At 69.2% G+C, this 13,582-nt stretch carries 9 protein-coding genes; 3 read left to right on the forward strand and 6 right to left on the reverse strand.

Features of this window, described 5'->3' with window-relative positions:
* Positions 1-27: 27 nt before the first annotated feature.
* Entirely contained in the window at positions 28-2,349 is a 2,322-nt protein-coding gene (locus ACX9TP_RS24340) for a TIGR02266 family protein (RefSeq protein WP_482973005.1), read from the reverse strand.
* Between the two features lie 175 nt (positions 2,350-2,524).
* Between ACX9TP_RS24340 and guaB the strand changes: the two genes are divergently transcribed.
* A complete protein-coding gene (guaB, locus tag ACX9TP_RS24345; RefSeq protein ID WP_482973006.1) occupies positions 2,525-3,982 on the forward strand; it encodes an IMP dehydrogenase in 1,458 nt (485 codons plus the stop codon).
* A 90-nt stretch (positions 3,983-4,072) separates the two neighbouring features.
* Here guaB and ACX9TP_RS24350 read toward each other — a convergent pair whose 3' ends face one another.
* The gene (locus tag ACX9TP_RS24350) at positions 4,073-4,702 is read right to left on the reverse strand and encodes a hypothetical protein (protein WP_482973007.1); all 630 of its coding nucleotides are present in this window, start codon (positions 4,700-4,702) and stop codon (positions 4,073-4,075) included.
* Positions 4,703-4,802: 100 nt separating this feature from the next.
* Here ACX9TP_RS24350 and guaA point away from each other — a divergent pair, with 100 nt between their 5' ends.
* Positions 4,803-6,356 carry a glutamine-hydrolyzing GMP synthase gene (gene guaA / locus ACX9TP_RS24355; RefSeq protein ID WP_482973008.1) on the forward strand — a complete coding sequence of 518 codons (1,554 nt, stop codon included), beginning with the start codon at positions 4,803-4,805 and terminating at the stop codon, positions 6,354-6,356.
* 115 nt (positions 6,357-6,471) lie between these two features.
* Here the strand turns inward: guaA and ACX9TP_RS24360 are convergent, their stop codons facing one another.
* Both ACX9TP_RS24360 and ACX9TP_RS24365 read right to left on the reverse strand, forming a co-directional pair.
* Complete coding sequence (locus tag ACX9TP_RS24360; RefSeq protein ID WP_482973009.1) at positions 6,472-8,568, reverse strand: S46 family peptidase; 2,097 nt, start codon at positions 8,566-8,568, stop codon at positions 6,472-6,474.
* 360 nt (positions 8,569-8,928) lie between these two features.
* On the reverse strand, positions 8,929-9,291 hold the full coding sequence (locus tag ACX9TP_RS24365; RefSeq protein WP_482973010.1) for a hypothetical protein: 363 nt from the start codon (positions 9,289-9,291) through the stop codon (positions 8,929-8,931).
* Between the two features lie 304 nt (positions 9,292-9,595).
* Here ACX9TP_RS24365 and ACX9TP_RS24370 point away from each other — a divergent pair, with 304 nt between their 5' ends.
* Positions 9,596-10,138 carry a hypothetical protein gene (locus tag ACX9TP_RS24370; RefSeq protein WP_482973011.1) on the forward strand — a complete coding sequence of 181 codons (543 nt, stop codon included), beginning with the start codon at positions 9,596-9,598 and terminating at the stop codon, positions 10,136-10,138.
* A gap of 165 nt (positions 10,139-10,303) precedes the next feature.
* Here ACX9TP_RS24370 and ACX9TP_RS24375 read toward each other — a convergent pair whose 3' ends face one another.
* Positions 10,304-11,122: a DUF3014 domain-containing protein gene (locus ACX9TP_RS24375; RefSeq protein ID WP_482973012.1), complete on the reverse strand. Its 819-nt coding sequence runs from the start codon at positions 11,120-11,122 to the stop codon at positions 10,304-10,306.
* A gap of 269 nt (positions 11,123-11,391) precedes the next feature.
* Positions 11,392-13,521 (reverse strand): M28 family peptidase, encoded by a 2,130-nt coding sequence (locus tag ACX9TP_RS24380; protein ID WP_482973013.1) that lies wholly within the window; start codon positions 13,519-13,521, stop codon positions 11,392-11,394.
* Between the last annotated feature and the right edge of the window lie 61 nt (positions 13,522-13,582).

The raw sequence follows: 13,582 nt of genomic DNA on the forward strand, positions 1-13,582 counted from the left end.
GCTACTGGCCCCTCGGCGAGCGTGCGCTCAGGCCCTTCCGAACAGGCCCTTGAGCCAGCCCATGAAGCCCTTCTGCTTCGGCGCGGTGACAACGGAGGGCGCCGCGTGTGAGGGCGACGGCGCCTGGGTGGTTCCGCGTGCGGGCGTGTGCTTCGACGCGGCAGGTGTCGCGGGAACTGCGCCGCTCGTCGCGGGGCCGGTGGCCACCGCGCCCGCATGGGGCGCCGCGGCGGGTGCGCTCTCCGCTTCGAGCTGCGACAACTTCGCCTTCACGGACTCCGGCGTGTCGCGCGTGGAGAACGTGCTGGACACCTCGCGGCCGGTGGAACCCTCGCGCGCCGTCACCTTCAGCAGCGACTCGTTGTTCACCTCGAAGGTGACGGACACCTGCACCGCGCCGCGCGGCCGCTTGGGCAGCCCCGCGAGCTTCAGCGTGCCCAGGTACTCGTTGTCCGCCGCCTTGTCCGAGTCACCCTGGAACACCGTGAGCTCCAGCTCCGTCTGCTCATCGCGGTGGGTCGTCAGGGTGTAGCTCTTGGTCGACGGCAGCGAGGTGTTGCGGTCCATCACGGGCTTGAAGCGCCCGCCCGGCAGCCCCACGCCAATGGCCATGGGCAGCACGTCGATGAGCACCACGCCCTCGAGCTGTCCCAGGCTGTGCGCCAGCAGCGCCGCGCCCAGGGCCACGGCCTCGTCCGGGTGCACGCCCTTGCTGGGCGGCTTGCCGAAGAACTTCGAGATCTTCTCGTGCACCAGCGGGAAGCGGCTCTGGCCACCGACGAGGATGACCTCGTCCACGTCCTTGGGCCCCAGCCCCTTCGCCTTGAGCACGTCGTCGCAGACCTGGACGGTGCGGTCGACGAGTCCCTCGGTCAGCTCGATGAGCTTCGCGCGCGTCAGCGTGACGTCGAGGTCATACGGCTTGTCGTCGATCATCGTCACGAAGGCCACGTGCACCCGCATCTCCGTGCGCTCGGAGAGGGCGCACTTGGCGCGCTCGGCGGCGTCGTTGATGCGCTGCATGGCCACACGGTCCCCCTGGAAGGGGCGGCCCGTCTTCTTCTGGAACTCCTCCAGGAGGTACGCGACGATGGCGTTGTCGAAGTCGAGCCCGCCGAGGAACGTGTCGCCGCCGGTGGAGATGACCTCGTAGACGTTGTCGCTCAGCTCGAGCACGGACGCGTCGAACGTGCCGCCGCCCAGGTCGTACACCAGCACGCGCTGGTTGAGCTTGCGCCCGTAGCCGTACGCCAGCGCCGCCGCGGTGGGCTCGTTGAGGATGCGCTCCACGTACAGCCCGGCCAGCTTCCCGGCCTCGCGCACCGCGTGGCGCTGGTTGTCGTTGTAGTACGCCGGGACGGTGATGACCGCGCGGGACACCGGCTGCCCGAGCTGGTTCTGCGCCACCTCGCGCACCTCGCGGAGGATGAGCGCGGAGATCTGCTGCAGCGTGTAGACGCGCTCTCCCAGCTTCACGCCCGCGTCGCCGTTCGCCCCGGGGCTGATCTCGTAGTGGAAGCGGTCCTTGATGTGCTCGACGACGGGCGACGCATAGGCACGGCCCACCAGCCGCTTCGCGCCGTACACCGTCTGCCGGGGGTTGGTGAGCATCTGCCCCTTGGCGGGGTGGCCCACGACGAGCTTGCCGCGCGTGTTGACGGCGATGATGGAGGGCACCGTGTTGTGGCCCTCGCGGCTGTGCAGCACCCCGGGCTTCCCGTTGCGCACGTACCCCGCGCAGGAGTTCGTCGTCCCCAGGTCGATGCCGATGATGAGCCCCGCCCGCTTGGGCTCCTCCGTGTTCAGCTCCAGCGCGGCGTCCGTCATCATGACGGGACCCGCGCCGGGCGTTCCGGCCACCGCCCCGGGGGCCGACCCCGGGCTCGAGGGGACCGCCGGGGAGGCTCCCACCGTCGCGACGGGAGCCGGGGCAGGGGAGGGAGCAGCCACCGGGGCGGCCGCCGGAGGTGGGACGGTGTAGTCAGCCGCTCCCACGCCATTGGGGACGGGAGGGGCGTCCGACTGGGCGTGGGGCATCGCCACGACGGCCGAGTCCAGGAAGCGCCGGGTGTGCGGATCCACGTTCAGGAAGCGCAGGCCCATGCCCGTGACGCCCTGCCCACCCTGGCCGGTGACGAAGTGGACGACGGCGGAGGCGAAGATGATCCGCTCTCCGCTCGCCAGCTTCAGGTCGAGCGTGACGACGGTGCCGGGGGGCTTCACCGCGCGGGCGCGCAGGTAGATGCCGCCGCGGGTGACGTTGCTGCCGTACTTCGCCAGGAACTCTTCGGGCGTCGCGAAGGGCAGCTTCACGACCAGCCCGACCGCAGCCTGATTCGATTCCGTCAAAGCGGGTTCCTGCAGACGAGAGGGGAAAACCCTGCTGATTATCGCCCGAACTCCGAGGGAACGGGCGTCAAAAAGACAACCCTTCCGAGTTGCGCACTGACAGCGTACCTCGTATGGAACCGCACCCGCAGGCGCTGGTGCCCGGCGGGTATTTCACGCCCCGGGAGCGCCGCTCATGCTGAACCCCGATATCCGGCTCGCCCTCACCTTCGATGACGTCCTGCTGGTTCCGGCCGAGAGCTCGGTCGTCCCCAAGGACGTCGACCTGACGACCCGGCTCACCCGCAACATCCGTCTGAACATCCCCCTGCTGTCCGCCGCCATGGACACGGTAACGGAGTCCCGTACCGCCATTGCCATGGCCCAGGAGGGCGGGATTGGCGTCATCCACAAGAACATGACGCCCGAGCAGCAGGCGCTCGAGGTGCTCAAGGTCAAGAAGTTCGAGAGCGGCATGGTGGTGGACCCCGTCACCATCGACCCCGAGGCCCCGCTGGGCCGCGCCCTGGAGCTGATGCGCCAGCACGGCGTGTCCGGCATCCCGGTGGTGAAGGGCCGGCGCCTGGTGGGCATCGTCACCAGCCGTGACGTGCGCTTCGAGACCAACTTCACCCAGAAGGTGGAGGCGATGATGACGCGCAAGCTCGTCACCGGCCGCGAGGGCATCAGCCAGGAAGACGCCCAGAAGCTGCTGCACGAGCACCGCATCGAGAAGCTCCTCATCGTCAACGAGGACTTCGAGCTGAAGGGCCTCATCACCATCAAGGACATCGAGAAGCGCCGCACCAACCCGAACGCGGCCAAGGACGCCAAGGGGCGCCTGCTGTGCGCCGCCGCCGTGGGCGTCTCCCCGGACCGCGAGGCCCGGCTCGAGGCGCTCATCAAGGCCGGCGTGGACGTCATCGTGGTGGACACCGCGCACGGACACTCCAAGGGCGTGGTGGACGGGGTGCGCGACACGCGGAAGAACTTCCGCGGCTTCGACCTCATCGCCGGCAACGTGGCCACCTCCGAGGCCACCCACGCGCTCATCCAGGCGGGCGTGGACGCGGTGAAGGTGGGCATCGGCCCCGGCTCCATCTGCACCACCCGCGTGGTGGCCGGCGTGGGCGTGCCGCAGATCACCGCGGTGGACGACTGCGTCCGCGAGGCGGAGAAGCACGGCATCCCCATCATCTCCGACGGCGGCATCAAGTACTCTGGCGACATCGTCAAGGCGCTCGCCGCGGGGGCCAGCACGGTGATGATCGGCTCGCTCTTCGCCGGCACCGAGGAGGCTCCCGGCGACGTCATCCTGTACCAGGGCCGCAGCTACAAGAGCTACCGCGGCATGGGCAGCATGGGCGCCATGAAGCAGGGCGCGAAGGACCGCTACTTCCAGTCGGACGTGGAGGCCGTGAAGCTGGTCCCCGAGGGCATCGAGGGCCGCGTCCCGTACAAGGGCACGCTCGGCATGAACGTCCACCAGATGCTGGGCGGCATCCGCAGTGGCATGGGCTACGTGGGCTGCCGCACCATCGACGAGCTGCGCACCCAGGCCACCTTCGTGCGAATCACGTCCGCCGGGCTCAAGGAGAGCCACGTGCACGACGTCATCATCACGGAAGAGGCCCCGAACTACCGCGTGGAGTAGTGGCGCGGCCCTCCCGGGCCCACGGTGGAACGAAGAAGGGCCCACGCCTCGCGGCGGGGCCCTTTTTTCCAGCGGAAGCGGGCTCGCGGACTACTTGCCGCGCTTGCGACCGCCGGTGGTGGTGGCGGGCTCCTCGGAGGGGGGCGCCGACGCCGGGGCCACCTTCTTCTCCGCGTTGGCCACGCGCGTGAGCAGCGACTCCTTGTCGTCCGGCTCCAGCGTCTCAATCGCCTGGCGCAGGGTGTTGAAGTCGAGCCGGGCGATGGTGACGGTGTTGCCGCCCTTGATTTCCTGGACGGTGGGCACGTCCACCAGCTCACGGATGTAGGTCTCGAACTCCACGCGCACGTCGGCGGTCTGCTGGATGCAGGTGTCCTTGGCGCTGACGAGCTGCTGGCTGCCCTCGCGGTAGCTCAGGTCCGGGTTGCGGTTCATCGCCTCCTCGAAGGTGGTGGTGCGCTTGCGGAGCGAGGAGTACAGCTCGATGTAGTCCACCAGCCGGTCCGTCTCCGGACGGTTCACGTTGCGCGCCTTGCCGAGCGCGTCGGTGGTGTCGTCACAGGTCAGCTTCTGGAGCTCGGCGGCGCCGGGGGTGTCCTTCACGGCGAGGTTCTGCGTCTCTCGGTCCAGCCGCTCATCCGAGGTGATCTCCTTCACGCAACCTGGGGCGGACAGCAGGAGCAACGTCACAGCAGTGGGGGCGGACAGGCGGCGGAGCATCCAGACCTCGAACAATTGAAGGTACTTGGGCGTTGATTTCCCGAAGTTTGTAGCGATAAGGGCCCCCAGCCGTCAACGACGCCCCCCTTGGAGACCCCCGGTGGACCTGCACGCCGAGAAGATCCTGATCCTCGATTTCGGGAGTCAGTACACGCAGCTCATCGCCCGGCGCGTCCGGGAGCTGGGTGTGTATTGCGAGATCCACCGCCCGGACCTCCCGGCGGAGGACATCCGCCGCTTCGCTCCGCGCGGCATCATCCTCTCCGGAGGGCCGGCATCCGTGGAAGCGCCCGGCTCCCCGCGCTGTGACCCGTTCGTCTTCGACGCCGGGGTGCCCGTGCTGGGCATCTGCTACGGCCTCCAGCTCATCGCCAAGCTGCTCGGCGGCCGCATCGACCGCGGCGCGCACCGCGAGTTCGGCAACGCGGAGGTGGAGGTGCTCGCCCGCCGCGGCCCCTTCGCCGAGTTCAACGTGGGCGACCGGGTGCAGGTGTGGATGAGCCACGGCGACCGGGTGGACGAGCTGCCCCCCGGTTTCGAGGCCATCGGCCGGAGCGGCAACTCGCCCTTCGCCGCCACCGCCCATGCGAGCAAGCCCTTCTACGGCTTCCAGTTCCACCCGGAGGTGGTCCACACCCCGCAGGGCAAGGCGATGCTGCGCGCCTTCCTGTTCAACGACTGCAAGGTGACGGGCTCGTGGACGATGAAGGGCTTCATCGGCGAGGCGGTGGAGACCATCCGCCGCCAGGTCGGTGAGCACGGCCGGGTCATCTGCGCGCTGTCCGGCGGCGTGGACAGCTCCGTGGCGGCGCTGCTCCTGCACCGGGCCATCGGTCCGCGCCTGCAGTGCATCTTCGTGGACAACGGCGTGCTGCGGCAGGGCGAGCGCACCCAGGTGGAGGCGCTCTTCGTGGACCGCTTCCACGTGCCGCTCAAGACGGTGGACGCGCGGGCCCGCTTCCTGGAGAAGCTCGCCGGCGTCACGGACCCGGAGAAGAAGCGGAAGATCATCGGCCGCGAGTTCATCGCTGTGTTCGAGGAGGCGTCGCGCGACATCCAGGACGCGGAGTTCCTCGCGCAGGGCACGCTCTACCCGGACGTCATCGAGTCCGTCTCGTACAAGGGCCCGTCCGTCACCATCAAGAGCCACCACAACGTGGGCGGCCTGCCGGAGACGATGAAGCTCAAGCTGGTGGAGCCGCTGCGCGAGCTGTTCAAGGACGAGGTCCGCGCCCTGGGCCGCGAGCTGGGGCTGCCGGACGAGATGGTGTCCCGCCAGCCGTTCCCCGGCCCGGGCCTGGCCATCCGTGTCCTGGGCGAAGTCACCGAGGCCCGCCTGGACCTGGTGCGGCGCGCGGACGCCATCGTCCAGGAGGAGATTCGCGCCGCCGGCCTCTACAAGGAGGTCTGGCAGGCCTTCGCCGTGCTGCTGCCCGTGCAGAGCGTGGGCGTCATGGGCGACGAGCGCACTTACGAGTCCACCTGCGTGCTGCGCGCCGTCACCAGCGTGGACGGCATGACGGCGGACTGGGCCCGGCTGCCGTTCCCCGTGCTGGAGCGCATCTCCACGCGCATCACCAACGAGGTGCGCGGCATCAACCGCGTCACCTACGACATCTCCTCCAAGCCGCCCGCGACGATTGAATGGGAGTGAGCGGGTAGGGCGGACGTAGGGTGAAAGCAAAGAGGCTGCCCGGGTTCACTCCGGGCAGCCTCTTCGTGCTTCAGGGCCCGGCGTGAAAGCCCGGGCCCCTATCCCGCGGGACGACTCACCCCGCCGGGTTGGTCTTCACGGGCGGCACCTTGGTGCTGCCGGGGCGCAGCTCCTCGAGGACGCGGGTGGCGCCGTAGATCTTCTGCAGCGCCTCGATCATGGCGTCGCTGTGGACGGCCACGGTGCGGTTCACGCTCTCGTCGAAGCCGTACTCGCCACCGAGCGACTGGATGTTGCCGTCGAACACCAAGCCGACGATCTCACCCTCCTTGTTGATCATGGGCGAGCCGGAGTTGCCGCCGATGATGTCGTTGGTGGTGACGAAGTTCATGCCCGTGCTGCCGTTGAGGATCTTCTGGGACTTCAGCCAGGACTGGGGCAGGGCGAACGGGTCCTCACCGGTGTGGCGCTCGAAGGTGCCGGCCATCTGGGTGATGGGAGCCACCTGCTTGCCGTCCTCCATGTAGCCCTTCACCGAGCCGTAGGACAGGCGCGGGCTGAAGGTGGCGTCGGGGTACTGGTTGGTGCCGTAGACCTCGAACTTCGCCTTGGCGATGAGCTCGCTGTTCTTGCGGACGACGGCCTCGATGTTCTCCTCGTAGTTCTTGCGAACCGCGCGGGCATCCGGGTCCACCAGCTTCGCCAGCTCGATCATCGGGTCCTTGGAGGCGTCCACGGCGGCCTTGCCACCGTCGAACAGGGCCTGGCGCGCCTTCAGGTCACGCAGCTTCGTGCCCTTGATGACGCGGGTGGCCAGCGTCTCCGGGGACTCCTTGCCGAGCACCTTCTTCACGAACGGGTGGTCGGCGCCCAGCTCCTCGCGCATCTTGGTGAGGCCGAAGGCCAAGCGGGCAATCTCCAGCTCCGGGTAGATGGGGGCGGGGCTGAACAGCTGGGCCTTGAGGGCGGGCAGGCCGGCCTGGTTGAACTCACGCAGGCGCTGGCTGTTGTCCTTGGGCAGCTCCTCGGAGGCGCGCACCAGCGTGCGGGCAACGCTGAACAGCGAGGAGGACAGGCCCTGGCCCTGCTCCATGAAGCCCAGCTCCTTGCGGATGTTGACGAGCTGCTCCTGGGCCTTGGCGATCTCATCCCACGCCGCGCCGTACTTCTTCTTCATCTCCGGGTTGGCGTCGACCTTCTTGCGCAGCTCCTGCTCCGCGGCGACCTTCGACGCGAAGAACTTCTTGTCCAGCAGCGCCTCGTGGCGGCCCTTGCTCGCCTTGAGGCCGTTCTCCACGCCGAACAGCATGTTGTTGGAGATGCGCTTCTGCTCGGGGCCGCGCTTCTGGAACTCCGTCAGCAGGCCGCGAATCTCGGAGAGGAACATGAGCGTCTTGGGCAGGACGACGTCACGCTGCATCTCCAGCTCGGCGACCGTCAGCCCGCGCGAGGTGCGGCCGGGGTTGCCGGACACGAAGGTGAGCTCACCCTCCTTGGCGCCCTTCTCGGACCACTTGAAGTAGTTGTCCTTGGTGCTGACCGGCTTGCCGTCCTGGTAGATGCGCAGGAACGTCATGTCCATGTCGTAGCGGGGGAACTCGAAGTTGTCCGGGTCGCCGCCGAAGAAGGCGATGGCGTGCTCGGGGGCCATCACCAGGCGCACGTCCTGGAAGCGGCGGTACTTGTACAGGTTGTACTTGCCGCCCTGGTACAGCGTGACGACGTCGCAGCGCACCTTGGCGTCACCGGCGGAACAGGTCTGCTCCAGCTCGGACATCTTCCCCTTGAGCGTGTCGGCGTACTGCTTGCCGGACATGCCCTGGGTGGCCTTGTTCAGCGTCTCGGTGACGTCGGTGATGCTCTCCAGCTGGTTGATCTCCATGGCCGGGCACTGCTTCTCCTCGGCCTGCGTCTTCGCGTAGAAGCCGTTGGCGATGTAGTCCTTCTTCGCCGTGGAGAGCTGCTCGATGCAGCCGCGGGCACAGTGGTGGTTGGTCATCACCAGGCCCTCGGGGGACACGAAGCTGGCCGAGCAGCCACCCGCGAGCCGCGCCGAGGACAGGCGCACCTTGTCCAGCCACTGCTGCGTCGGCTCGAAGCCGTACTTCTCCTTCACCTTCGCGGCGGGGAAGTTGTTGTAGGTCCACATTCCCTCGTCGGCCAGCGCGGGCGCCGCACCTAGGAGGGTGGCAATCACGAACAAGCGCTTCATGAACAGGTCCTTTCCAGAACCGGGGGACGGCCGCGTTCTGCGGGACTCCCCCGGCTGGGTCAAGCCGGTAAAAAGCCGGGAATAATTCCCGGCGCACGGAACAGGCGAGCGGTGATTCGATTCCACGCCACCGCACGGAGGCGCTACGTCGGTTTCCCTCGTAATTGCTCGATGCGCAGTGCGAATTCCGGGCCCTGGAAGAATCAACGGAGCTGGGTCGCCAAGGTCGCGCGATACGGCGTGCCGGAAGGGCGCGGACAAGCAACCTGGCGGGGCTGGCGCGGTGCGTTGTGCGTCGGTTCCGGGATCACCGTGTCCGGACCTGGGAAGGCTCCTCGAGCGGCAGCGGTTGGCAGCGGCTCACGTGGGCCGGTAGCGGCGTGCCAGGCGGAAGAACATCACGCCGAAGATGGCGAAGACGAGCGCCGTGACGATGGAGACATTCAGCCAGCCCTTGGTCCTGACGGCGTCCAGCCCCGCGATGAGCGTCAGGACCGCGACCACGCCGAAGAGGCCGCCGACGATGCGGTACCCGGAGCCCGCGGCGGAGTACGCGCCGGGGGACCGGCTGAGCAGCGCGTTGAGGCTCTGGACCTTCGCCTCGCACTGGCCGCGGCAGGCGAGCCCGTCACCCAGGTCCGTCAGGCACTCGGGACAGACGCCGCGCTGGCAGTTCTTGCAGATGCCCACGGCCGCGGCCGGGGCGTGGCGGAAGCAGTTCATGCGGCGGTTCTACCGTGCGGAACAGGCGCTGTGCGCGGGTTCGCCGGGGCGGGGAGGCCCGGCTGGCCCGGCCTGGGGAGCTGGATTTCAGGGCCCCTGGTCGCGCAGAGGCTTAGTTTACATAACGCATGTTATCGGACGTTCCGACAGAGGGAGACCTGGGGCGTTTCGGGCTGCTCCGGGCCCGGTTCCCGGCCTCCGGACCACGGCGTGTTCCGCGTCCGGCACTCCGCCTGAGGCTCGCCTGCTTGCATGGCACTCCGTGCTTTCCGGAGCCCGTTCACGCGCATACCGTGACCGGCCCATGCGCTTCCTTCGATTCGGCCTGGCTGGTGTCACCTGCTGCGGCGCCCTCATGCTGGCTGGCTGCCCCGACAAGCCGGCGGCCACGGCCGATGCCGGCACCGCCGAGGCCGTCCAGGTTCCCGCGACGCCTCCGCCTGCCCGGTTCTCGCTGACCTACCAGTCCCCGGATGCCGGCTTGGCTGAGATCTCGCTCGCGCCGGATGAAAAGCCGCTGATCGAGCCCACGTCGGCGCTCGAGTTGCGCAGCTCCGTGGGCCTCCGGAACTACCGGGTCCGGCTCTTCGACGAGGCCGAGCGCGCCATGGTCTCCGACGATGACGTCGAGGAATCCGATGCCGGCGTCGTGTACCGCATCAACCTTCCGCAGCCCCTGAAAACGGGCTTCGAGTACACGCTGGTCGTCGACGCCCAGAGCGGCTCGGGCTTCACCGACGCCCTGGGCCGCGACGTCGAAGAGCTCCGGGCCCCGTTCCAGGTCGCTGGCGAGAAGGAAAAGCTGGCTCCTCCGCCTCCGCCGGCCAAGAAGAAGAAACGCAAGTAGCCCGGCCATGTGCCACCCGGCGCCCTGAATGTTCTTCTGGCACCCGCCGGATCCGAAAGAATGTTCCTGAGCCCAAAAGAATGTTCTTTGGCGCCCTTTCGGCCCGAAAGAATGTTCTTTTTGGCCGAAAGAATGTTCCTGGGCGCCCTGCCGGCAATCCGCCGTTCAGCGCTCGGCCACCGGAGGCAGCCCCAGAGCGCTCTGCAGCTCGCGAAGCTTCGCCTGGAGGGTCCGCATGTTCTCCGGCCCCATTCGCAGCAGGTGCTTCTGGGCGCGGCTCAGGCCCTCCAGCTCCGGCGACGCATACGCGTAGAGGGCGCCCTGCGGCTTCACCTCCACGGGCCCTTCCTGCACCGGAACCGCCAGCAGGTGCTGGATGGCCTGGCTGAACGTCTTGTCGAACGGCTGGCCCGGCGGTGCGATCTCCCGGTGGGCCTGGTCGATCAGCGGCTTCAGCTCCCGGTACACGCTGCCCGCGGCCTGTGCGTCCAGCGAGCCGAACACCCGGGCCACCAGGTCGTAGCGCCCGTAGCTTCGCGGGTCGATGATGGTCGTCGCCCTGTCGATCTGGGAGACCTCGAAGCCACCGGCCGGGGCCAGGAACCCCAGGACCATCCGCGGGCTGGCGCCCTCGGCCACGTTGTTGACCGCCGCGGTGAAGCGCCGGACCAGGTCCTTTTCCTGGAGCCACTTCGCGAACTCGGGCTCGCCCGAGAGCCGGCCCATCAAATCCCGGACGCGGCCGTCGCTCTCTGGCAGTGAGGCCTCTTCCACAGGCGGTGCGGCGGGCCCCGCGTCGACCACGGGAGCGCTGACCACCTCGGGCGGGCGAGCCTGCCGTCGGAGCCCGTAGTACGAAGCCACCAGCGCCAGCCCGCCCAGCAGGAGGACGACGGCCAGCGTCTTCGCCCGAGAGCCTCGCGGCGGCTCCGAGGGCGGCGGCGGCGAGGCTCCTGCGGGCGTCGGATTCATCGGGTCGCTCATGCGTTCCTCCGTCGTGGACCCCAGAACCTACAAACGGGCCCCCGGCGCATTCCACCGGACCGCGTCCGGGATGGCGGGCACTTCACATCGCCCGGCGCCCCCGCATGCCCCGGGCCACTTCGAGCCTATGGCGGGCACCTCACATCGCCCGGCGCCACCGCATGCCCCGGGCCACTTCGCGCCCATCGCGTAGCGCCGCTTGTCCGGGGGCACGCCCTGCTGGAGCTTCACCGCCGCCGCGTCCTTTACGCGCCCCGGCGAGGCCACCTTCAGCGGGCACGCGTCATGATGCCGCCCTGCTCCAGCAGCCCGAAGAGGTCCATGAGGGCCTCCACGGGAAAGGCGTGGCCGTACTCGGCATAGGCCGCGTCGCGGATGTCCGCCACGGAGCGCCTGCCGTCGGCGTAGCTCGCGATGGCGTCCGGCAGCTGGAAGAAGCGTAGCTCGTCCTCGCCACGCTCCCTCAGGGCGGTGGTCGCGGCGGTCATCACGGCCTGCACGGCGGCCAACCGGGCCTGGCTCTCCGGGCCGACCTTGCCCGCCACCTCGTCGAAGGAGGCCAGCTCCTGCCCCTTCACACGGCGCGGGACGAAGGCCCGGGCCTGGCGTTCGGCCTCGGTGGGCGCCGGTTCCTTCAAGGACGCGCCACGCGCCTTGCCGTCCGCCTCCAGGCGCTTCAGGGCCTGGCTCTCGGCGGCCTCGAGCGCCTTCGCCATGGCCTGCACCGGCGCGGCGGTCGCGCCCAGGGGAAGGCAGGAGCGCAGGGCCTCTCGCTCGCGCTGGTAGCCGGCGCGCACCACGGCGCGGGCCAGGCGGTAGGCACCGGGCAGCTGCTCGGCGGGCGCCGCGGCCAGGTCGCCGCGGGCGGTGAACTCGTCCTCCGCCACGCGCCGCCCGCCGTGCACCGCCACCAGGCGCGCCAGCTCCAGGGCTCCCGGACCGTCGGCCCAGGCGGCGACGGTGACCGAGGCCAGGCCCGCGAAGGCGGCACGGTGCAGCTGGGTGGGGTCCACGTTCTCCGTCCGGTCGCCGCTCGTGTGGTAGCCGTCGTCGGGCCAGGTGGTGAAGGACACGCCCGGGATGCCGTGGTCGTTGAAGAGCTGGTGGTCCGACCCGCGGCTGTAGCGCTCCATGTGGACGTCCAGCGGATCGCGAGAGCCGGTGACGGAGCCGATGCGGAAGTCCTTCCGCGGCGGGTAGGCCACGCCGTTGAAGCGGTTCATGAAGGCCACCGTGGACTCGGACACCGCGTTCACGAAGCTTGCGTTCCAGTCCGGCGTGTACGTCACGAGGAAGCGCGAGTGGGTCCGCGTCAGGCTCGCTCCGAGCATGTCGAAGTTGAAGTTGGCCACCCGTCGCACCGGGTCCCCGGCGTGGTGGGAGAACCAGTCGCGGGTGCCCTCGAACTCCGGCAGCCACAGCACGCGCAGGGTGCGTACCGGCGGCGGCAGCACGCCACGACGGATGAGCGAGGTGTACGTGCGCACCATCTCCAGCAGGGTGGCCGCCCCCGACGCGTTGTCGTCGGCCCCGGGCTTGTAGTGGTCCAGGTGCGCGGTGAGGACGACCTCCTCTCCGGCGCGGGTGCCGGGGATGACGCCGCTGACGATGCTGTAGTGCCCCTCGAAGGTCTCGGTGGCGACGCTCACGTCCACCTTCACCGGCCCTGCCTGCAGTTGGGCGCGCAGCTCGCGCCCCTGGCGGTCCGACACCATGAACACGAAGGGCATCGGCGTGCCCGGCGGCAGCAGCTTCGAGGAGACTTGCGCCCAGCCCACCTGGTCCGGGAAGTCACCGTCCATGCGGTGGGGGGTGTTCCAGGGCGGCGTCGTATAGGAGGAGATGACGCCCACGGCGCCACGCTCGCCCACCGCCTTGCGCACGGCGAAACCGGGAGGGCCGCGGACGAGGACCACCTTGCCCTTCAGCTCCTTGCCCGCGAAGTCCGCGTCCTGCATGCCGGTGCCCGCGTCGACCAACTCCAGGCCCGTGCCCTCGAAGCTGCCGCTGCCCGCCGGCAGGGACATGGGCAGGTCGTCGTAGGACGTCACCCGGTACCGGTGGGGGCCCGCCACCCAGAGCTCGCCACGGGTGGCGCGCCACTGGGGGCCGTCCTTCATCGCCTCCATCCGCACGTCCCGCAGCCCCGCGGCCTCGGCGGCGGCCTTCATCCAGACGGCGGCCTCGGCATAGCCCCCCTGGGTGTCGCGGGCGAGGAGGGAGATGCGCTGCACGTTGTCGTGGATGCGGTCGCCAGAGCTCTCGTGGATGAGGGCTCGCACCACGTCGTCCCGAAGCACCATTCCCGTGGTGGGCGACACGGGGCCCACCGGGGATGAGGGGGACTGGGCGGCGGCGCTGAGCGCAACAAAGGCGACGAGGGCGGCGGCGGGAAGCATGCGGGGCCTTTCACTTCGTCAGGAGCGAAGCACCGGCACCTTGCACGACCTGGCACCCTAC

The organism is Pyxidicoccus sp. M15 (assembly GCF_056858435.1).

Coding starts and splice junctions, on each gene's coding strand:
- guaB (WP_482973006.1), top strand. CDS start 2,525: ATGCTGAACCCCGATATCCGGCTCGCCCTCACCTTCGATGACGTCCTG.
- ACX9TP_RS24350 (WP_482973007.1), bottom strand. CDS start 4,702: ATGCTCCGCCGCCTGTCCGCCCCCACTGCTGTGACGTTGCTCCTGCTG.
- ACX9TP_RS24360 (WP_482973009.1), bottom strand. CDS start 8,568: ATGAAGCGCTTGTTCGTGATTGCCACCCTCCTAGGTGCGGCGCCCGCG.
- ACX9TP_RS24365 (WP_482973010.1), bottom strand. CDS start 9,291: ATGAACTGCTTCCGCCACGCCCCGGCCGCGGCCGTGGGCATCTGCAAG.
- ACX9TP_RS24370 (WP_482973011.1), top strand. CDS start 9,596: ATGCGCTTCCTTCGATTCGGCCTGGCTGGTGTCACCTGCTGCGGCGCC.
- ACX9TP_RS24375 (WP_482973012.1), bottom strand. CDS start 11,122: ATGAGCGACCCGATGAATCCGACGCCCGCAGGAGCCTCGCCGCCGCCG.
- ACX9TP_RS24380 (WP_482973013.1), bottom strand. CDS start 13,521: ATGCTTCCCGCCGCCGCCCTCGTCGCCTTTGTTGCGCTCAGCGCCGCC.